Source organism: Streptomyces cinereospinus (genome assembly GCF_042430725.1).
Lineage (GTDB): Bacteria > Actinomycetota > Actinomycetes > Streptomycetales > Streptomycetaceae > Streptomyces > Streptomyces cinereospinus.
This window is the reverse complement of sequence record NZ_JBHMCY010000001.1, coordinates 4,541-24,630: the sequence shown is the minus strand read 5'-3', so window position 1 is coordinate 24,630 and position 20,090 is coordinate 4,541. Positions and strand designations below refer to the sequence as shown.

The window sequence follows — 20,090 nt, the reverse complement described above, 5'->3', positions numbered from 1 at the left end:
TGGCTCCTGGCTCCTGGCGCGGGGCTCGGGTGGGCCGGGTGGGTGTGCCGTGCCGCTACGCCGGTGGCCGTCCGTCCGGGCCGGCGGACCCGGCCGAGCCGTCCGGCTCGGCCGGGTCCGCCGAGCCGTCCGGCTCGCGCAGTTCGAACCAGATGCTCTTGCCCTCGCCCCGCGGGTCCACCCCCCAGGCGTGCGCGAGCAGCTCGACCAGCATCAGTCCTCGGCCGGAGGACGCCAGTTCCCCGGGGTGGCGCCGGTGCGGCAGGTCGTCGCCGGTGTCGGTCACCTCCACCCGCATCCGCCGCGCGCCCGGCTCCCCGGCGACCTCGGCGACCAGCAGCGCGTCGGTGTCGGTGTGCACCAGGACGTTGGTGAGCATCTCGGACAGCAGCAGCACCGCCGAGTCGACCTGGTCGGCACTGCCCCAGTCGTGCAGCAGCTCGCGCAGCTGCTGCCGGGCCACGGCGACGCGCTCCGGCTCGGCCTGCGCCACCGTCAGTATGGTGCGCCGCATCCGCGGCCGGACGGGGGCGGTGTCGCCGCAGCCGCAGCCCTCGCCCTCCCGGCACAGCAGCAGCAGGGCGATGTCGTCCTCGCGCCGGTCGGCGAGCGGGCCGGTGGTGTGGTGGGACGACGGCCCGTGCACGGCCTGGACCAGGGAGTCGGCCAGCTCCTCCAGGCCGCCCCGATGCTCCTCCAGGATGGCGCGGATGCGCGCCCAGCCGGTCTCCAGGTCGTGCCCGCCGGTCTCGATCAGGCCGTCGGTGCAGATCAGCATGGTCTCGCCCGGTTGGAGGACCAGCTCGGTGGTGGGGTAGTCGGCGTCCGGGTCGATGCCGAGGGGCAGCCCGCCGGCCGTCGGGCGATTCATGACCGTGCCGTCCGGCATCCGGATCGCCGGGTCGGGGTGCCCGGCGCGGGCGATGGCCAGCGCCCCGGTCGCGGGGTCGGCCTCGACGTACAGGCAGGTCGCGAAGCGCAGATCGCCGGGGTCCTCGTGGGCGGCGCCGATGCCGTGCAGGAAGCGGGAGGCGCGGGACAGTACGGCGTCGGGGCGATGGCCCTCCGAGGCGTACGCCCGCAGGGCGGTGCGCAGCTGGCCCATCAGGCCCGCCGCCCGCACGTCGTGCCCCTGCACGTCGCCGATGACGAGGGCGAACCGGCCGGTGGGCAGCGGGATCATGTCGTACCAGTCGCCGCCGACCTGGAGCCCGCCGCCGGTGGGGATGTAGCGGGCGGCGACGCTCATGCCGGGGATCTCCGGGCCCAGCGAGGGCAGCATGGAGCGTTGCAAGCCGTCGGTCAGCTCCCGCTCCGACTCGGCGACGCCGGCCCGGCTGAGGGCCTGTGCGAGCATCCGGGCGACCGTGGTCAGCACGGACCGCTCGTCCGGGGTGAAGCTGACCGGATGGGCGAACGCCGCCAGCCAGGCGCCCATCGTGCGCCCGGCGACGGTGAGCGGCAGGAAGGCCCAGGACTGGCGGCCGAACCGCTCGGCGAGGCGCCAGGTGAGCGGGTAGCGGGACTTGTACTGCTCGGGCGAGGAGAGGTAGACGGCGCGGCCGGTGCGCACGACCTCCGCCGCCGGGAAGTCCGTCTCCAGGGCCATGTGCACGAACGGGTTCTCGTCACTGGGCAGGTGCCCGTGGTGGCCCATGATCGTCAGCCGGTCGCCCTCCACGCCGAAGACCGCGAGCCCGTCCGGCGAGAAGCCCGGCATCGACAGCCCGGCCGCGACTCGCAGCACCTCCGCGGTGGACCGGGCCTCGGCCAGGGCCCGGCCCGCGTCCAGCAGGAACGCCTCCCGGGAGCGCCGCCAGTCCCCGGTGACCGTGCGACGGCCCGCGGGGGTGCCCGGCGAGGGGTCGGTGACCTCCTGGAGGGTGCCGATCAGCTCGAACGCCCGGCGTGCGCGGTCGTAGCTCGGCTTGCAGCGGCTGCGTACGGTACGGACCACCCGGCCCCGCTCGTCCATGATCCGTACCCGGACCTCGGCGAGCGTGCCCTCGGCGGCGGCGAGGTCTACCACGCTGACGATCTCGTTCCAGTCCACGGGGTGCAGCCGGGCCCTGGCCTGGGCCTCGGTGAGGGTCACCTGTTCGGCGGGCAGCCCGAGCAGCCGAGCTGCCTCGGCGTCCACCGTGACCAGCTTCGTGGCCGTGTCCCAGTGCCACAGGCCGGTCGCGAGGGCGGCGAGGACCTGCCCCACGGCGGGCAGGGGCTCAGCAGTGCGCATTGTCCCACTCTAAGAAGAGGTGTTCGGGTGCTGCCACCGAAGCCGCGCACCGGTAATGGAGGAGAGGCCCCGCCGGGCGGCCGGTACCCTGGGGGTGTTTCACGTGAAACACCCCCGATCTGCGAAGGCTGGATGAACGACGATGCATCGGTACAGGTCCCACACCTGCGGCGAGCTCCGCGCCTCTGACGTCGGCACCGACGTCCGGCTGAGTGGCTGGCTGCACAATCGGCGCGACCTGGGCGGCATCCTCTTCATCGATCTGCGCGACCACTACGGCATCACGCAGCTGGTCGCCCGGCCGAACACGGCCGCCTACGAGGCGCTGGACAAGCTCTCCAAGGAGACCGTCGTCCGCGTCGACGGCCAGGTCGTCTCCCGCGGCGCCGAGAACATCAACCCCGACCTGCCCACCGGCGAGATCGAGATCGAGGTCGGCGAGGTCGAGGTGCTGGGCGCGGCCGCCCCGCTGCCCTTCACGATCAACACCGAGGACGGGGTCAACGAGGAGCGACGCCTGGAGTACCGCTTCCTGGACCTGCGACGCGAGCGCATGCACCGCAACATCATGCTGCGCACGGCGGTCATCTCGGCGATCCGGCACAAGATGACGGCGCTGGGCTTCAACGAGATGGCGACCCCGATCCTGTCCGCGACCTCTCCAGAGGGCGCCCGCGACTTCGTCGTCCCGTCCCGCCTGCACCCGGGCAAGTTCTACGCCCTCCCGCAGGCCCCGCAGCAGTTCAAGCAGCTGCTGATGATCTCCGGCTTCGACCGCTACTTCCAGATCGCGCCCTGCTTCCGCGACGAGGACGCCCGCGCGGACCGCTCGCCGGGCGAGTTCTACCAGCTCGACATCGAGATGTCCTTCGTCGAGCAGGAGGACGTCTTCCAGCCGGTCGAGAAGCTGATGACCGAGCTGTTCGAGGAGTTCGGCGGCGGCCGCCACGTCACCTCCCCGTTCCCGCGGATCCCGTTCCGCGAGGCGATGCTCAAGTACGGCTCCGACAAGCCGGACCTGCGCGCCCGGCTGGAGCTGGCGGACATCACCGACATCTTCGAGGGCTCCGCCTTCAAGGCGTTCGCGGGCAAGCACGTCCGGGCGCTGCCGGTGCCGGACGTCGCCGCGCAGCCCCGGAAGTTCTTCGACCAGCTCGGCGAGTACGCCGTCTCGCTGGGCGCCCAGGGTCTGGCGTGGGTGCGGGTCGGCGAGGACGGCACGCTGTCCGGCCCGATCGCGAAGTTCCTCACCGAGGAGAACGTCGCCGAGCTGACCAAGCGGCTGTCGCTGGCCGCCGGGCACGCGGTGTTCTTCGGCGCGGGCGAGTTCGACGAGGTCTCCAAGATCATGGGCGCGGTGCGCGTCGAGGCCGCCAAGCGGGCCGGCCACTTCGAGGAGGGCGTCTTCCGCTTCTGCTGGATCGTCGACTTCCCGATGTACGAGAAGGACGAGGAGACCGGCGCGATCGACTTCTCGCACAACCCGTTCTCCATGCCGCAGGGCGGCCTGGAGGCCCTGGAGACCCAGGACCCGCTGTCCATCCTGGGCTGGCAGTACGACATCGTCTGCAACGGCGTGGAGCTGTCCTCCGGCGCGATCCGGAACCACGAGCCGGAGATCATGCTCAAGGCCTTCGAGATCGCCGGGTACGACCGGGAGACCGTCGAGGAGAAGTTCGCCGGCATGCTGCGCGCCTTCCGCTTCGGCGCCCCGCCGCACGGCGGTATCGCGCCCGGCGTCGACCGCATCGTCATGCTGCTGGCCGACGAGCCGAACATCCGCGAGACCATCGCGTTCCCGCTCAACGGCAACGCGCAGGACCTGATGATGGGCGCTCCGACGGAGCTGGAGGAGGCCCGGCTGAAGGAGCTGCACCTGTCGGTGCGCAAGCCGCAGCCGAAGTAGGCGGCCGCAGCGCGAAGGGCGCCCGGGTCTTCCCGGGTGCCCTTCGGCTTTTCCGGATCGGGTGCCGGAGAGGTGGCAGGACAGCGCCTCGATGCCGCCCCAGCCCGTCGCGGTCTTCACCCGGGCGCCGGACGAGTCTGAGCCGTTGCTGAGCGGATCACCTCGATGACGGCCCCGCTCGTCAACCGTGCGGGACCGAGGCACCCTCGACCCCCTCACCGTCCCGCGTTCTTCGGTGCCCGCCTCTTCGAGGAGGCGCGCGGCGGCCTCGGCGGCTACCGAATCGTCCCTGAGCAGCGCACGCCCGCGCTCACGCCGGCTGGCGCCGGTCACAGCCGCTCAGTGCCGCCCACCGGTCCGGCTTTCGTAGAGCGGCAGGTTCTGGGTGGAGATCGTCGGATCGGCAGTCGCGGCACCGGCCCGGCTCAGGCGCCCGGAAGGCGCGGTCGCAGCCGTCGCAGGTCTGGAGGGGACGGCGGGGCTCGGGGACAGGTGAGGCCGGGGGCCGGAACGGCGGCGGGGGAGGCACCTGGGAGGCCAGGCGGTGGGCGAGGAGGGCGGCCGGGCGGATCAGGGGCTCGTTCGGCAGGTTCGCGGTCAGGGCGTGGCGTACGGCGGTGGGGGTGAGGTCGCGTTCCAGCCAGGCGGCGACGCCCGGGGCGAGGTGCTCGGCGTCGGTGGCGGAGAGGAGCAGGCGGGGGTCGTGGCGGCGCAGCCCGGCGAGCACGTCGACGGCTGTCTGGAGGAGGGCGGGGGCGGGGTACGAGGGCTGGGGGACGGCGGGGAGATGCTTGCGTGGTGCGGGCTCGTCGGGGGACGTGCGCCGGGCGGCGGACCTGCGGGTGGCCGTCTCCCGGGCGGCGCGGTGACCGGGCCTGTTGCTGGAGACCGTGCGGGTGACGATCCGGCCGGTGGCGGTGCGCTCGCGGCTGCGGCGCAGGTAGCCGTGGGTTTCCAGTTCCCGCAGGGCGGCGGCGATCCGGGTGGGGCCCTCCGGGAAGCGGGCGGCGAGGGTCTTGATGTCGACGGCGGTGCCCGGCCGCACGGACTGGATGTAGCAGGCCAGTCCGATGGCGAGCAGGGACAGCTCCGGGTGCTGGGCCAGGTCGTTGCCGATCACCGTGAAGTTCTCGGTGTGGCGGACGTGGTCGTGGACGACGCCGGCGGTGCGGTGCCCGTCGGGGTGGTTTTTCGCCGGGATACGGGACTGGGCGCGCGTCGGCGCGCTACGGTTTTCGGTGTCCATCGGGAAGGGCCTGTCTTCCTCGGTGGTCAGGCCCTCGCACTGGGATGCCAGTCCCGGCGAGGGCCGTCGCATGTCTGGGGTTGTCGTGTGCTGCTGGCGCTGAGCGTAAGGCAGGCAACCGGGCCGGAATCCAGCCCAGTCGGGCATATTCACTCGCGGGAGTGAGCCTGCCCGGCGGGAGGGAGGGGTGGGGCTTGGCGGGGTTCTTTCTCCCCGGTGGGCAGTGCATAGGGAGCGCGGGTCCGGCCGGAGCGTGGGCCCTCGGATGCCGGTGATCGCGGGGCGGCGAAGGTGAGTTCGGCCCAGACCGTCTTGCGGGGTGGCAGACCCGGGATCACGCCCCAGCGGTCGGCCAGGGCGGCCACGAGGGTGAGACCACGGCCGGATTCTTCGGTCGGGTCGGCGAGGCGGCACTGTGGAAGCCGGTCACCGCGCGTGTCCGTGACCTCGATGCGGAGGGTCTCGCCGACCACGTGGAGCAACAGCTGGAAGTTCCGGCCGGGAACGCGGCCGTGGGTGGCGGCGTTGCTCGCCAGTTCGGCCACGATGAGCCGCGCCGGGTCCAACGGCAGCCCCCAGGTCCGCAGTTGTTCCGTGGCGAGCAGACGGGCGAGGCGGGCGCCTCGGGGGGTGGGGGACAGCAGGACGCTGAAGTCGCGGACGGGACTGCCGGATTGGGGGAGTTTCTGATTCACGTCACCCAGCGTGGCCGGATGTGCCTACCTTGGGGAGTGACGCCATGGTTGCGTACGGTGACTGTCCAGTCGGCGTCCGGTGGTGTCCGGGCTTGTCGGGGCGGCGCGTACGACTAGGGCGTGGCTGGTACGAGGCGGTACGACGGAGGGGCGCGCGCATGTCGGTGGACGGCGAGGTTCGGCGGCTGAGGACCGAGGCTGACGAGCCGGGGTGGGAGGTGGACCCGGACGACGAGTGGGGCGTAGCCGTGGTCGCCACCGTGGGGCGGCAGGTGAAGCTGCGGCGCGAGGCCGTGGGGATGCGCGCCGGCGAGTTCGGCAAGGCGGTGGGGTACGGCGAGGACCTCGTCTACAAGATCGAGGGTGGGAAGCGGATTCCCCGGCCGGAGTTCCTGGACAGGGCGGACGGGGTGTTGGGGGCGGGTGGGTTGCTCGCCGCGATGAAGGAGGATGTGGCGAGAGTCCGGTATCCCAAGAGGATTCGGGACCTGGCGCAGATGGAGGCGCGGGCCGTCGAGATCGGGGTGTACGTGTGCCACAGCATCAGTGGGCTGTTGCAGACACCCGAGCACGCGAGGGCGGCTTTCGAGTCACGGCAACCTCCGTACTCGGAGGAAGAGGTCGAGCGGATGGTCGCCGCTCGCATGGCTCGGCGGTCGATCTTCGATCGGGACCCTGCTCCTGCGCTCAGCTTCGTCCTGGAAGAGGCGCCGCTCCGGCGGCCGCTCGGGGGCACAATGGTCTGGCGGCAGCAGCTCGAACGTCTGTTGGAGGTGGGGCGGTTGCGTAACGTCTCCCTCCAGGTGATGCCGACACACCGCGAGACCCATCCGGGCCTGGACGGCAAGATCGAAGTGCTGAAGTTTGAGGACGGCACTGCTGTGGGGCGCTCCGATGGCGCGTTCAACGGGCGGCCGATCTCCGACCCGAGGCAGCTCCGCATTCTCGAGCTGCGGTATGGCACCATCCGGGCGCAGGCTCTCCCGCCGGGGGAGTCGTTGGCCTTCATCGAACAACTGCTGGGAGACACATGATCCGCAAGGCCTCCGCCGGGGATGCCTCCGAAATGGCGTGGTTCAAGAGCAGCTACAGCGACGGCAACGAAGGCGACTCCTGCGTCGAAGTCGCCACCACCCCCGGCGCCATCCACGTGCGCGACTCCAAGTACCGGGACGCGGGGCCCCGGCTCGCCCTTGCGCCGGAGGCGTGGTCGGACTTCGTGACGTACGCGTCGGGGAGCTGACTCGTCACTGACGTGCCCTGCACCCAGGTCGTCACGGGGCGTAAGACTGCTTTGTCGCACGGCTTATCGAAGGGCAGCGGGCGGAGTGGCAAGATCGAGTTGCTCCAGTTCGAGGACGCGACAGCAGTGGGATGGCAGCATCCGGGCGCCGGCTCTCCCGCCGGGGGAGTCGTTGGCCTTCATCGAGCAACTGCTGGGAGAGACATGATGTGCAAGGTCCCCGCCGGTGACGCTTCCGAACCGGCGTGGTTGAAGAGCAGCTACAGCAGCGGCAACGACGGTGAGTCCTGCGTCGAGATTGCCTCCTCCCCCGGCACCGTCCACGTCCGCGACTCCAAGTACCGGGACGCCAGCCCCCGGCTCGCCCTTGCGCCGGAGGCGTGGTCGGACTTCGTGACGTATGCGTCGGGGAGCTGACTCGTCACTGATGTGCCCCGCACCAGGTCGTCACGGGGCGTAAGACTGCTTTGTCGCACGGCTTATCGAAGGGCAGCGGGCGGAGTGGCAAGATCGAGTTGCTCCAGTTCGAGGACGCGACAGCAGTGGGATGGCAGCAACCGGGCGCAGGCTCTCCCGCCGGGGGAGTCGTTGGCCTTCATCGAGCAACTGCTGGGAGAGACATGATCCGCAAGGTCCCCGCCGGTGACGCTTCCGAACCGGCGTGGTTCAAGAGCAGCTACAGCAGCAGCGGCGACGGCAACTCCTGTGTCGAGGTCGCCACCACCCCCGGCACCGTCCACGTCCGCGACTCCAAGTACCGGGACGCCAGTCCCCGCCTCGCGGTGGCCCCGGAGGCATGGGCGGACTTCGTGACGTACGCGTCCGGGAGCTGACCCCTCACCGACGTGCCCCGCACCGGTTCTCGCCCGGTGTGGGGCATCCAGCTCCATGGATCGCGGTGATCGTCGCGCCGTTGGCTGTCGGCGGCTACCGCGTGACGAACTGGGTCAGGATGGCCTGGACCTCGTAGATGTCGACGCCCTTGGTGAAGGTCTTCTGGATCGGCAGCTGAGAGCCGGAGAGCCAGATCTTCAGCTCGGCGTCGAGGTCGAAGGTGCCGGCGGTCTCGACCGCGAAGTGGGTGATGCTGCGGTACGGGACGGAGTGGTACTCCACCTTCTTGCCGGTGATGCCCTGCTTGTCGACCAGGATCAGGCGGCGGTCGGTGAACAGGATGGTGTCGCGGATCAGCAGGTACGCGGCGTGCACCTGCTCCCCCTGACCCAGCAGCCGCGCGTAGTCCTGCGCGGCCTGGCCCGGGTCGATGCTGTGGGCGTTGCCGAAAAGTGCCATGGAAGTGGACCCCCCACTCGGACGTCACACGAACGGGATCATGTGATCTTGGCCAGGTATACCCGGTGAGTGAGGGGCCCGAGAAGGGCTGTTACGCGGCTGTTTCCCCGCCGAAGCGCTCCTTGTACGCGGCCAGGTCCTCGTCCGTCAGCTTGGCGAACAGCACCGGCGGCACGGTGAACGGCGTACCGGCCGGGACGGCGGACAGGGCCTTCGCCTCGTCGGCCGGGACCCAGGCGGCGGTGTCGTCGGCGAGCGAGAAGGCCTGCCGCATCGCCGTCGCGGTCGCCGGGATGAACGGCTCCGAGACCACCGCGTACAGGTGGATCAGGTTCATCGCGGTGCGCAGGGTGAGCGCGGCGCCGTCCTTGTCGGTCTTGATCTCCAGCCAGGGGGCCTTCTCCTCCAGGTAGGAGTTGCCCGCCGACCACAGCGCGCGCAGCGCCGCGGCGGCCTTGCGGAACTGGAGGGCCTCCATCTGCTGCTCGTACTCGGCGAGCAGGCGGGCGATCTCCTCGCCCAGCGCCGCCTCCGCCGCGCCGGGCACGCCGCCGGCCGGGACCTCCTCGCCGAAGCGCTTCTTGGAGAAGGACAGCACACGGTTGACGAAGTTGCCGAGGGTGTCGGCGAGGTCCTTGTTCACCGTGGCGGTGAAGTGCTCCCAGGTGAAGGACGAGTCGTCGGACTCCGGGGCGTTGGCGATCAGGAAGTAGCGCCAGTAGTCCGCGGGGAGGATCTCCAGGGCCTGGTCGGTGAAGACGCCGCGCTTCTGGGAGGTGGAGAACTTGCCGCCGTAGTACGTCAGCCAGTTGAACGCCTTGACGAAGTCGACCTTCTTCCACGGCTCGCGCACGCCCAGCTCGGTGGCCGGGAACATCACGGTGTGGAAGGGGACGTTGTCCTTGGCCATGAACTCGGTGTAGCGCACGTCGGTGTCGACGTCGTACCACCAGGACTTCCAGTCCCGGTTCCGCGGGTCCTGGTCGGACCACTCCTTGGTCGCGCCGATGTACTCGATCGGCGCGTCGAACCAGACGTAGAAGACCTTGCCCTCGGCGGCCAGGTCCGGCCAGGTGTCGGCCGGGACCGGGACGCCCCAGTCCAGGTCGCGGGTGATGGCACGGTCGTGCAGGCCCTCGTTCAGCCACTTGCGGGCGATGGAGGAGGCCAGCTGGGGCCAGTCGTCCTCGTGCCGGGCGACCCACTCCTCGACCTCGTGCTGGAGCTTGGACTGGAGCAGGAAGAGGTGCTTGGTCTCCCTCACCTCCAGGTCCGTGGAGCCGGAGATCGCCGAGCGGGGGTCGATCAGGTCGGTGGGGTCGAGCACGCGGGTGCAGTTCTCGCACTGGTCGCCGCGGGCCTTGTCGTAGCCGCAGTGGGGGCAGGTTCCCTCGACGTAGCGGTCCGGCAGGAAGCGGCCGTCGGTGGGGCTGTAGACCTGGCGGATGGCGCGCTCTTCGATGAAGCCGTTCTCGTTGAGCTTGCGGGCGAAGTGCTGGGTGATCTCGACGTTCTGCGCGGAGGAGCTGCGGCCGAAGTAGTCGAACGCGAGTGCGAAGCCGTCGTAGACCGCCTTCTGGGCGTCGTGCGCCTGGGCGCAGAAGTCCGCGACCGGCAGGCCCTGCTCCTTGGCCGCCAGCTCCGCCGGGGTGCCGTGCTCGTCCGTCGCGCAGATGTACAGCACGTCGTGGCCGCGCTGGCGCAGGTAACGGGAGTAGACGTCCGCCGGGAGCATGGACCCCACCATGTTGCCCAGGTGCTTGATCCCGTTGATGTACGGAAGGGCGCTGGTGATGAGGTGTCGAGCCATCGGGGGCTGCTCCCAGGTCGCTGCGTCTACGAACCTTGAAATCGTAGCCGACACGGGTGGGCCGCCCGGCTCCCGTTTCGCGGGGTGGGAGGCGGGCGGCCGGGTGGTGCTTTCCCTACGGGCGCCAGGTCGCGAGGACGCCCTCGTAGAACTCGGTGTCGGTGAGCTCCTTCGGGGTGGGGCCCGCGTGGAAGAAGGACGTGTTGCCGGTCTTCAGCTTGCGGAGGTAGTCGAAGGCCTTGTTGTCGTGTTCACCGAAGGCGACGAAGGCGAAGTGCACGTGGGGGTGGGTCTTCGCCGCGCCGGCCAGGGCCTGGGTGGCGGGGGTCTTGGCGTCGGGGGCGCCGTCGGTCTGGAAGATCACCAGGGCGGGGACGGGCGTGGTGCCGGGGGGCGTGGTGGCGTCGTGGTGGGTGAGGACGTCCTCGACGGCGACGTGGTAACTGGTGCGGCCCATCCGGCCGAGGCCGGCGTGCAGCTCGTCGATCCTGTCCTCGTGGTCGGTGAGGGTCAGCTCGCCGGTGCCGTCGAGTTCGGTGGAGAAGAAGGTGACGCGGACGGTGGCCTCGGGGTCGAGGTGCGCGGCGAGGGCGAGGGTCTGCTCCGCGAGGGCCTGGGCGGAGCCGTCCTTGTAGTACGGGCGCATGGAGGCGGAGCGGTCCAGGACGAGGTAGACCTTGGTGGGGGTGGTGGGGCTGGTGGAGGTGGGGGTGAGGCCGTGGGCGGCGAGGGTGGTGGCGGCGGCGGTGTACGCCGTGCGGAGGGTTTGGGGTACGGAGGGCTCGTTCTTCCCACCCGCACCACCCGCACCATCCGTGCCGGTTTCGTCGCCGGGTGCGGGTGGCGCCTGTGGGGCGTTCTCGCCGTCGGCGGGTGCGGCGGCCGCTGCCGCGGGCTCGGCTGAGTCAGCGGGGGCGGGGGTCTCGGGTGCCGGATGCGACGACTCGGCGAGGTCGGCCTCGGGCTGCGGCTCGGCCGCCGGCTGCGGGGTGGGGGCCTCGTCTGTGGTGGGCTCGGGCTGCGGCTGGGGGGCGACCGTGGCTTCGGGCTCCGGCGTCGGCTCCGGCTCCGGCTCGGTCACGGGTGCGGTTTCTGCTTCGGCCTGCGGTGCGGGCTCCGGCTTGGTTTCTGCTTCGGCCTGCGGCGCGGGCTCCGGCTTGGTTTCGGCCTCGTCCTTCGCCTCGGTCTCGGCCTGGATCTCGGCCTCCTGCTCGGGGGCAGGCTGTACGTCGGCGTCAGTCGCGGTGTCGGCCTGTGCGTCGGCGTCCGGCCCGGAAGGGTGCTGAACGTCGGCTTCGGGCTGCGGGTCGGTTTCGGTGGTGGTCTGCGGCTCCGCTGGGACCTTCGCTTCGGTCTCCGGGTCGGTCGTCGCTTCCGGGGTGGGTGCGGTGACTGCTTCGGCTTCCGGTGCGGGCTCCGCCTCGACCTCCGCCTCGGCCTCCGCCTCCGCCTCGGCCTTCGTTTCGGGCTGAGGCTCGGGCTCGGCATGTGCGTCGGCGTCCGGCTCGGGGGTGGGCCGCACGTCGGCTTCGGTGTCAGTGTCAGTCGGGGTGTCGGCCTGTGCGTCGGTCTGCGGCTCGGAGGGGGGCTGAACGTCGGCTTCGGGCTGCGGGTCGGTTTCGGTGGTGGTCTGCGGCTCCGCCGGGGCCTTCGCTTCGGTCTCCGGGTCGGTCGTCGCTTCCGGGGTGGGTGCGGTGACTGCTTCGGCTCCCGGTGCGGGCTCCGCCTCCGCCTCGTCCTCGTCCTCGGCCTCGTCCTTCGTTTCGGGCTGAGGCTCGGGCTCGGGCTGCGTGTCAGTCTCCGGCTCGGGAGCGGGCCGCACGTCATCCTGTGCCTCGGTGTCAGCCTCAGGCTCCGCCTCGGTGTCAGCCTTGTCAGTCTCCGGCTCCGCCTCGGCCTGTGCCTCGGTCACGCTCTGCGCCTCGGCCTGTGCCTCGGTCACGCTCTGCGACTCGGCCTCGGCCTCCGCGTCGTCCCGAGCTCCGCTGACCTCCCGCGTCTCGGTCTCCGCCTCGGCCTCGGCGTCATCCCGAGTCGCGCTGTCCTCCCGCGTCTCGGCGTCACCCCGCGTCTCGGTCTCGGTGTCGTCCCGCGTCTCGGTCCCGGTCTCCGCCGCGATCTCGTCCCGGGGCTCGACATCACCCTGAGCCTCGGTCTCCGCGTTGGCCTCGGCGGCATCCCGAGTCGCGCTGTCCTCCCGCGTCTCGGTCTCCGCCTCGGCGTCAGCCCCGGTCTCAATGGCACCCGGCGTCTTGGTCCCGGTCTCAATGGCACCCGGCGTCTTGGTCCCGGTCTCAACGTCACCCGGCGTCTCGGTCCCGGTCTCAATGGCACCCGGCGTCTTGGTCCCGGTCTCAATGGCACCCGGCGTCTTGGTCCCGGTCTCAACGTCACCCGGCGTCTCGGTCCCGGTCTCAACGTCACCCGGCGTCTCGGTCCCGGCCTCAACGGCACCCCGCGTCTCGTCCTCCCCCGGCCCGGTGTCACCCTGCGTTTCCGTCGGAGTGGGCTGCTCCGGGGTGGTCGGGGGGTGGTCCTGGGAGGTGGGTTCGGGGGATTTGTCGTCGCTGTCCGGGGTTTCGGGGGCGGCTGGAACGGGGTGGGTGGGGCGGGAGGTCGCCACCTTGTCGAAGGCCGCCGCGACCAGTTCGTGCTCCTCGCGCGGCCGCTGCTCCTCGCGCGGCTCGGAGAGGCCGGAGGCGGCCGCCGGGGTCGGTTCCGGCTGCGTGGGGACACCCTCTCCCTCGGGCGTGCGGCCCTTTCGGGAGCGGCCGAATGCGTTCCGCAGGAGAGTGAGAATGCCCATGTGCGCAACCCTTCGTCTGAGGTGATGCCTGTCAATCCCTGGCCAGGACGGACACGTAAGGTTAGCGGTCCGGAAGGAACCGACGGCGTTCGCGTCAAGGGTCGGTCCAAGACGCTCTGCGGGCCAAGCTCAACTTCCTTACAGATACTTCCGATTCACGCTGAGTTCACTCGATCGCCCCACTCCCGCACAAACGTGCTCCTACCGTCCGTCACGCTGGATACAAGGGGAAGCAAGGGGAGTACAAGGTGCGCAATCTGCTGCCTATCATCCGGACCAATGACTCGCATGCGGGCGGACGGTCCGCTCTGACCTGCCGGTTCCGCTGTGGTGACGCCTGTTTCCACGAGGTGCCCAATACCACCGCCAACCCGTACGTCGGTGACGTGATCGCCGGCGCCCTGAGCCGCCGCAGCGTGATGCGCGCCGCCGCCGTCGTCACCGCGGCCGCCGCCGCCGGTACCGCCGTGACCGTCGCCGCCGCGCCCGAGGCGCAGGCCGCGCCTGCCGGCCACTGGACCAAGCCCGGCACGAAGGGCGCCCGCGGCCTGCGCTTCACGCCGGTCGCGCCGAACACCGACGACGCCGTGACCGTCCCCGAGGGCTACGGCCAGAACGTCGTCATCCGCTGGGGCGAGCCCATCCTGCGCGGCGCCCCCGCCTTCGACCCGGAGAAGCAGACCGCCGAGGCCCAGGCCGGCCAGTTCGGCTACAACTGCGACTTCCTCGCGCTGCTGCCGCTGCCCGGCGAGCCGGGCCGGCAGGTCCTCGTCGCCAACCACGAGTACACCGACGAGATCCTGATGTTCCGCGGCTACGACGCCGCCAACCCGACCCGGGAGCAGGTCGAGATCGCCTGGGCCGCCCACGGGCTGTCCGCCGTCGTGGTCGAGGGCGAGCGCCGCACCGGCAGGCTCACGCCCGTGTCCCGGCACCCGCTCAACCGGCGTGTCACCGCCACCACCGAGTTCCGGATCACCGGCCCCGCCGCCGGTTCGGACCTGCTGAAGACCTCCGCCGACCCGACCGGCACCAAGGCTTTCGGCACCCTCAACAACTGCGCCGGCGGCGTCACCCCCTGGGGCACCACGCTGCACGGCGAGGAGAACTTCAACCAGTACTTCGCCAACAGCAGCCGCGCCACCGACAGGCGGTACGGCATCGGCACCGGCGCCACCGAGCGCAAGTGGGAGCGTTTCGACAAGCGCTTCGACGTCGCGCAGGAGCCGAACGAGGTGCACCGCTTCGGGTACGTCGTCGAGCTCGACCCGTACGACCCCCACTCCACGCCGCGCAAGCACACCGCGCTCGGCCGCTTCAAGCACGAGGGCGCGACCGTACGGCTGACCGAGGACGGCCGGCCGGTCGTCTACTCCGGTGACGACGAGCGGTTCGACTACTTCTACAAGTTCGTCGGCAGCAAGCGGATGAAGAAGGGCCACTCGCGCTCCGTGCGGGAGCACAACCTCTCGCTGCTGGACGAGGGCACCCTGTACGTCGCCAAGCTCACCGGCGACTCCCCGGCGATCGAGATCGACGGCACCGGCAAGCTCCCGGGCGACGGCGAGTTCGACGGCAGCGGCGAGTGGATCCCGCTGGCCACGGCGACCGCGGACGGTGCCGTCTCGCACGTCGAGGGCATGACCGCCGAGGAGGTGTTCGTCTTCACCCGGCTCGCCGGCGACAGGGTCGGCGCCACGAAGATGGACCGGCCCGAGGACATCGAGCCCAACCCGCACACCGGCAAGGTGTACGTCGCCCTCACCAACAACTCCAACCGCGGTGTCGGCACGAACGCCAAGGCGGACGAGGCCAACCCGCGCAACGCCAACAAGCACGGCCACGTCCTGGAGCTGACCGAGCGCTGGAACCGGGCCGACAGCACGATGTTCGCCTGGACGCTGTTCCTGGTCGCCGGCGACCCGAACGACCCGGCCACCTACTTCGCCGGGTTCCCCAAGGACGACGTCAGCCCGATCTCCTGCCCGGACAACGTGGCCTTCGACGACCACGGCAACCTGTGGATCTCCACCGACGGCGCGCAGCTCGGCTCGCACGACGGTCTGTTCGGCGTCGCCACGCGCGGTGACCGGCGCGGTGAGCTGAAGCAGTTCCTGACGGTGCCGAAGGGCGCGGAGACCTGCGGTCCGCTCGTCCAGGACCGCCGGGTCCTGGTCGCGGTGCAGCACCCGGGCGAGCTCGACGGGGCGACCGCCGAGAAGCCGCTGAGCGCCTGGCCCGACGGACCCGGCAAGATCAACCGGCCGGCGGTCGTGGCCGTGTGGCGCAAGGACGGCGGCGACATCGGCGTCTGAGCGGCGGCCGGCCGGGTGGGCCCGGGGGTGGCCGGGGGTAGGACACCGCTGGTGCCGCGGCACTAGGCGTGCGGTGACGTGATCGCCCGCGCCGTCGCCACCTCCTGCCGCAGGGGCTCCAGCACGCTGCCCGCCGGGCCGGTGAGGTCGGCGCGGACGGGGACGAGGGTCACCGCCCGGCGCAGGCCCGCGGAGAGGTCCCTCAGCTGCCGGGCCACCTGGTCGATCTCCGCCTTCGACGGCGGCGCGGATCCGTGTTTCACGCGGACCCGTGCCGCCGTCGTCGCGTCCACGATGCGTTCCACGGCGACCACCAGCGGCCACCACGCGGCGGCGCGGCGGCCGGTGGGCGGCGGCTCGGTCAGGGCCCGCTGGAACTCCGTGCGGATGCCGGACAGGTCGCGGTAGAGGCGGCGGCGCATCCGGGCGCGGGCCGCGGGGTCGGTGGTGTCGGCGAAGGCCGTCTCGACGTAGCGGGCGGTGTCCGCCACCGCGTCGGCGAGGCGGGCGCCGACCCGGGTGTGCCAGCTCTCCGGCCACAGCAGGTACCCGGCGGTCAGGGCGATCGCGCAGCCCATGAGGGAGTCGACCAGGCGGGGCAGCAGCAGGTCGGTGCCCTGCTGGTTGAGGATGTCGGACAGCAGCAGGATCACCGGGGTGATCGCGGCGGTCTGGTAGCCGTACCCGCGGGGCGTGAGCGCCGGGATCAGCGGGGCGAGCAGCAGCAGGACCAGCACGTCCCACCAGCCGCGCGGCACCTCCGCGAGCACCCCCGCCGCCACCACCAGCCCGGCGACCGTGCCGAGCGCCCGCAGCAGGGCCCGGGAGAAGACCGAGCCGAAGTCCGGCTTGAGGACGAAGGTGATGGTCAGGGCGACCCAGTAGGAGCGCGGGACGGGGACGAGGGAGACCAGGGCCTGGGCGATGCCGATGCACAGGGCGAGGCGCAGGCCGTAGCGCCAGGAGTTGGCCGACAGGACGGCGTTCCGGGCGGCCCGGGCGGTGCGGACGCGCAGCGCGGCGGGGCCGCCGAGGCGGTCGTCGACGCCGCGCGGGTCGACGTCCGGCGCGGTGACGACGTCGGCGGCGTGCCGCAGGGCGTGGTCCACCGCGCGGGCGGTCCCGGTGGTGGGCGCCGGCAGCCGGAGCGGCAGCGGTGCGGTGCGGCCGGTCTCGACGGCGGCGGCGATGGCGCGCACGGCCGCCGGGATCCGGTCGGACAGCGGGCGGCCGGCCAGGTGGACGGCGGGGGCGGCCTCCACGATCGGGGTGACGGCGTTCAACTGGGCGATCAGCCGGGTCAGTTCCGGACTGCGGCCGTGGTGGCGGGCGCGGTGGGACAGGACCAGGTCGTAGGCGTTGTCCAGGGCGCCGGTCACGGTGTGCCGGGCGTCGTCGTAGGCCGCCTCCGAGCCGCCCGCGCAGCCGGCGAGCAGGTCGGCGACGGCCCGGTAGGTGTCCGCGACCGCGAGCCGCTCGGGGACCCCGGCGCGCAGCGGCCAGGCGAGCAGCGCGAGGACGAGGACGAGCAGTCCGCCGCCGCCGGTCAGCAGCGCCGGCAGCCACCACGCGCCCGGCAGCGGCAGTCCCGCCCCGACGACGGCGTTGAGCAGCAGGAGCAGGCCGGACACCGAGGCGACCGCGCCGATCGTCGAGATCATCCCGGAGACCAGCGCGACGCCGGTGACGGCGGCCACGGCGACCCAGCCGTGGCCGTACACCAGGGTGCCGAGGGTGACGCCGACGGCGCCGAAGAGCTGCGGCACGGCGATGTTCAGCACCCGCAGCCAGTAGGCGGCGGCCGTGTCGCTGATGACTCCGTTGAGGGCGCCCATGGCGGCCAGGGCACCGTAGTCGGGCCGGCCGAAGGCCAGCCCCAGGGCCAGCGGCAGGGCCAGGGCGAGGGCCGCCCGGGCGGCGGCGGGCCGGTTGACCGGCGCCTGCTGCGCCCGGAGGTTCCTCACCAGCCAGTCGGGCGGTGTGAGACTGACGGGGAACTCGCGGGACATGGACCCCATTATCACCGGTTTGATCACGTCCGGTCAGGACCGGCCGGTCCCGCTGTTCCGGGCGGCCGGGGCGCGGGCCGGGCTCACGGGTCCACCCGGGCCAGGAACGCCTCCAGCGCCGCGTTGAAGTCCTCGGGGCGTTCCAGGTTCGGCAGGTGGGCCGCGCCCTCGATCACGTGGAGGGCGGAGCCGGGCAGCAGCGCGTGCATGGCCCGGGCGTCGGACACCGGTGTGTACGTGTCGTCCGCGCCGACCACCACCAGCGCCGGGACCGTGACGCGGGTCAGCAGCTCGCGGTAGTCGGGGCGTTCGGCACGGCCGCGCAGGGCGGCGGCGGCGCCCTCGGGCGGGGTGCCGGTCATCATGCGGTGAACGTGCGCCTTGACCTCGGCGGACGCGGTCGGGGCGACCATCTTCTCCAGCACCTCGTCGGCGTACCCCGCCATGCCCTCCCGCAGCAGGCGGTCCGCCGCCGCGTTGCGCTCGCGCCGGCCCCGGGCCGTGTCGGCCTCCGGGAAGGTGTCGGCCAGGACCAGTCCGCGCACGCGGTCGCCGAAGCGGGCGTAGCACTCCATCGCGATCTGGCCGCCCATGGACAGGCCGGCCAGCACGTACGACTCCACCCGCAGCTCGTCCAGCAGGTCCCCGAGGTCCTGCGCGAAGCGGGCCAGCGGGGTGCTGCCGGGCGTGACCGGGGAGGCGCCGTAGCCCCGCAGGTCGGGGGCGACGACCCGGCGGCCGCGGGCGAACGCCTCGATCTGCGGCGCCCACATCGTGTGGTCGAAGGGGTGGCCGTGGACGAGGACGAGGGGCAGCCGGGACGACGTATCGGCGCCTTTGTCCTCGTATACGAGGAAAGGAGTCATGTGATCGACCCTAGGGCCGCCCAACTCCTCAGTGCAATAAGATCTTTGCCCTCGGTGCAATCGCGATCCGGTGGAGGCGGGCGGCGTGGACGACTATCGGGCGCTGGCCGACGCCGTCGCGGCCGACATCGCCGCCGGGCGGCTCGCGCCCGGCCAACGGCTGCCCCCGCAGCGGGCGTTCGCCCGGCGGCGCGGCATCGCCGCGTCCACCGCCGGGCGGGTCTACGGCGAACTCGTGCGCCGCGGACTGGTGGTGGGCGAGGTCGGGCGCGGGACGTTCGTCCGGGCCGCGCCCCGGGAGCCGGGGGCGCGGGCGCTCGCCGAGCCGGCGACCACCGCCCCGGTCAACCTCGAACTCAACTACCCCACCGCCCCCGGCCAGTCCGGCCTCCTCGCCCCCGCCCTCGCGCCCCTGCTGCGCCCGGACGCCCTCGGCGACGCCCTCCGCCCGGCCGCCGCCACCGGCACCGGCCCGGCCCGCGAGGCCGCCGCCGCGCTCCTCGGCTGCCCCGACCCCGGGCGGGTGCTGTTCACCGGCAACGCCCGCCAGGCGATCGCCGCCGCCCTCGCCTCCCTGGTCCGGCCCGGCGGCCGGGTCGGCGTCGAGGAGCTGACGTACCCGCTGGTGAAGGAGATCGCCGCGCGGCTCGGCATCACGCTGGTCCCGCTCGCCACGGACGAGGACGGACTGCGCCCCGAGTCGCTGCTGGACGCCCACCGCGGCGCACCCCTGTCCGCCCTCTACGTCCAGCCGACGCTGCACAACCCGACGTCGGTGACGATGAGCGAGCGGCGCCGCGCCGAGGTGGCGCGCGCGGTCACCGGCCTGGGACTCCCCGTCGTCGAGGACCGCATCTGGTCCTTCCTGCGGCCGGAGCCGCCGCTCGCCGTGCACGCGCCGCACCTCACCCACGTCGTGGACGGTCTGTCCAAGCGGGTCGCGCCCGGACTCACCGTCGGCTTCCTCGTCGTGCCGCCGCGGCGGGTGGACGCGGTCGCGGAGGCGATCCGGTCCGGCGGCTGGAGCGCGGGGCGGTTCGCGCTGGAGGCGGCGGCGGGGTGGATCGGGGACGGCACCGTCCGGCGGCTGGTGGCCGCCAAGCGGGCGGACGCGGCGCGCCGGCAGCGGATCGTCGGGCGGTGGCTGGGCGCGTTCGCCGTACGCGGCGATCCACGGGCCTACTACGCCTGGTGGCAGCTGCCGGCGCCGTGGCGGGCGGACACCTTCACCGCGGCCGCCGCCGCGCACGGCATCGCCGTGACGCCCGGGACCGCCTTCGGCGTCGGGGCGTACCGGACGCCGGACGCGGTCAGGCTCGGGCTCGGGTCGGTTGCCGAGGTGGAGCTGGAGCGGGCGGTGCGGGTGTTGGCGGATGTCGCGGGGCGGGGTCGAGCCGGCCGGTGAGCTGGGTGGCCGTGGTCGCCGCTGGTTGCGGGCGGGCTCTGTTGTTGCGGTTGTGCACGGTGTCGTCGTGATGCCCGGGGTCGTTTTTGTGGTCGGGGTGTTCCGGGTGTCGGAGGCGGTCGGGTTTGGGCTCGGGTTGGTTGGTGCGGTGGGGTTGGAGCGGGCGGTGCGGGTGTGGGCGGTTGTCGCGGGGTGGGGTGGAGTCGGCCGGTGAGCTGGGTGGCCGTGGTCGCCGCTGGTTGCGGGTGGGCTCTGTTGTT

The 20,090-nt window shown here is 72.2% G+C and carries 15 protein-coding genes and 2 pseudogenes; 9 read left to right on the top strand and 8 right to left on the bottom strand.

Features of this window, described 5'->3' with window-relative positions; genetic code table 11:
* Positions 1–55 precede the first annotated feature (55 nt).
* Positions 56–2,236 carry a SpoIIE family protein phosphatase gene (locus tag ACFF45_RS00105; protein ID WP_381340118.1) on the bottom strand — a complete coding sequence of 727 codons (2,181 nt, stop codon included), beginning with the start codon at positions 2,234–2,236 and terminating at the stop codon, positions 56–58.
* Between the two features lie 142 nt (positions 2,237–2,378).
* Here ACFF45_RS00105 and aspS point away from each other — a divergent pair, with 142 nt between their 5' ends.
* The gene (gene aspS, locus ACFF45_RS00100; protein WP_381340115.1) at positions 2,379–4,142 is read left to right on the top strand and encodes an aspartate--tRNA ligase; all 1,764 of its coding nucleotides are present in this window, start codon (positions 2,379–2,381) and stop codon (positions 4,140–4,142) included.
* 310 nt (positions 4,143–4,452) lie between these two features.
* Here the strand turns inward: aspS and ACFF45_RS00095 are convergent, their stop codons facing one another.
* Together ACFF45_RS00095 and ACFF45_RS00090 are read right to left on the bottom strand one after the other, a co-directional pair.
* Positions 4,453–5,388 carry a helix-turn-helix domain-containing protein gene (locus tag ACFF45_RS00095; RefSeq protein ID WP_381340113.1) on the bottom strand — a complete coding sequence of 312 codons (936 nt, stop codon included), beginning with the start codon at positions 5,386–5,388 and terminating at the stop codon, positions 4,453–4,455.
* A 149-nt stretch (positions 5,389–5,537) separates the two neighbouring features.
* Positions 5,538–6,083, bottom strand: a complete 546-nt coding sequence (locus ACFF45_RS00090) for an ATP-binding protein (RefSeq protein ID WP_381340110.1) — start codon at positions 6,081–6,083, stop codon at positions 5,538–5,540.
* 158 nt (positions 6,084–6,241) lie between these two features.
* Between ACFF45_RS00090 and ACFF45_RS00085 the strand changes: the two genes are divergently transcribed.
* The 6 genes and pseudogenes from ACFF45_RS00085 (at position 6,242) to ACFF45_RS00065 (ending at position 8,159) form a co-directional block, all read left to right on the top strand.
* On the top strand, positions 6,242–7,117 hold the full coding sequence (locus tag ACFF45_RS00085) for a helix-turn-helix domain-containing protein (protein ID WP_381340107.1): 876 nt from the start codon (positions 6,242–6,244) through the stop codon (positions 7,115–7,117).
* Complete coding sequence (locus ACFF45_RS00080) at positions 7,114–7,326, top strand: DUF397 domain-containing protein (RefSeq protein WP_381340105.1); 213 nt, start codon at positions 7,114–7,116, stop codon at positions 7,324–7,326. The genes ACFF45_RS00085 and ACFF45_RS00080 overlap by 4 nt, the downstream gene beginning before the upstream one ends.
* A gap of 78 nt (positions 7,327–7,404) precedes the next feature.
* Positions 7,405–7,534 (top strand): annotated as a pseudogene (locus ACFF45_RS00075) (transcriptional regulator); the annotation flags it as partial.
* Positions 7,531–7,743: a DUF397 domain-containing protein gene (locus ACFF45_RS00070; protein ID WP_381340103.1), complete on the top strand. Its 213-nt coding sequence runs from the start codon at positions 7,531–7,533 to the stop codon at positions 7,741–7,743. The pseudogene ACFF45_RS00075 and the gene ACFF45_RS00070, both read left to right, overlap by 4 nt.
* A gap of 77 nt (positions 7,744–7,820) precedes the next feature.
* Positions 7,821–7,950: pseudogene (locus tag ACFF45_RS35600) on the top strand (transcriptional regulator); the annotation flags it as partial.
* Positions 7,947–8,159, top strand: a complete 213-nt coding sequence (locus ACFF45_RS00065; RefSeq protein ID WP_381340100.1) for a DUF397 domain-containing protein — start codon at positions 7,947–7,949, stop codon at positions 8,157–8,159. The pseudogene ACFF45_RS35600 and the gene ACFF45_RS00065, both read left to right, overlap by 4 nt.
* 94 nt (positions 8,160–8,253) lie before the next feature.
* Here ACFF45_RS00065 and ACFF45_RS00060 read toward each other — a convergent pair whose 3' ends face one another.
* From ACFF45_RS00060 to ACFF45_RS00050, 3 genes are all read right to left on the bottom strand, one after another.
* Positions 8,254–8,619 carry a PH domain-containing protein gene (locus ACFF45_RS00060; RefSeq protein WP_381340097.1) on the bottom strand — a complete coding sequence of 122 codons (366 nt, stop codon included), beginning with the start codon at positions 8,617–8,619 and terminating at the stop codon, positions 8,254–8,256.
* A 91-nt stretch (positions 8,620–8,710) separates the two neighbouring features.
* On the bottom strand, positions 8,711–10,429 hold the full coding sequence (gene metG, locus ACFF45_RS00055) for a methionine--tRNA ligase (RefSeq protein ID WP_381340094.1): 1,719 nt from the start codon (positions 10,427–10,429) through the stop codon (positions 8,711–8,713).
* A 115-nt stretch (positions 10,430–10,544) separates the two neighbouring features.
* A complete protein-coding gene (locus ACFF45_RS00050; RefSeq protein WP_381340091.1) occupies positions 10,545–13,235 on the bottom strand; it encodes a VWA domain-containing protein in 2,691 nt (896 codons plus the stop codon).
* Between the two features lie 248 nt (positions 13,236–13,483).
* Here ACFF45_RS00050 and ACFF45_RS00045 point away from each other — a divergent pair, with 248 nt between their 5' ends.
* Positions 13,484–15,550 (top strand): PhoX family protein, encoded by a 2,067-nt coding sequence (locus ACFF45_RS00045; protein WP_381340088.1) that lies wholly within the window; start codon positions 13,484–13,486, stop codon positions 15,548–15,550.
* A 62-nt stretch (positions 15,551–15,612) separates the two neighbouring features.
* On the opposite strand, the gene ACFF45_RS00040 is transcribed toward ACFF45_RS00045, so the two are convergent.
* Together ACFF45_RS00040 and ACFF45_RS00035 are read right to left on the bottom strand one after the other, a co-directional pair.
* Positions 15,613–17,559, bottom strand: coding sequence for an FUSC family protein (locus ACFF45_RS00040; RefSeq protein WP_381340085.1), 1,947 nt, complete (start codon positions 17,557–17,559; stop codon positions 15,613–15,615).
* Positions 17,560–17,642: 83 nt separating this feature from the next.
* Entirely contained in the window at positions 17,643–18,425 is a 783-nt protein-coding gene (locus tag ACFF45_RS00035) for an alpha/beta fold hydrolase (protein ID WP_381340082.1), read from the bottom strand.
* 85 nt (positions 18,426–18,510) lie between these two features.
* Between ACFF45_RS00035 and ACFF45_RS00030 the strand changes: the two genes are divergently transcribed.
* Entirely contained in the window at positions 18,511–19,830 is a 1,320-nt protein-coding gene (locus ACFF45_RS00030; protein WP_381340080.1) for an aminotransferase-like domain-containing protein, read from the top strand.
* Positions 19,831–20,090: the final 260 nt, after the last annotated feature.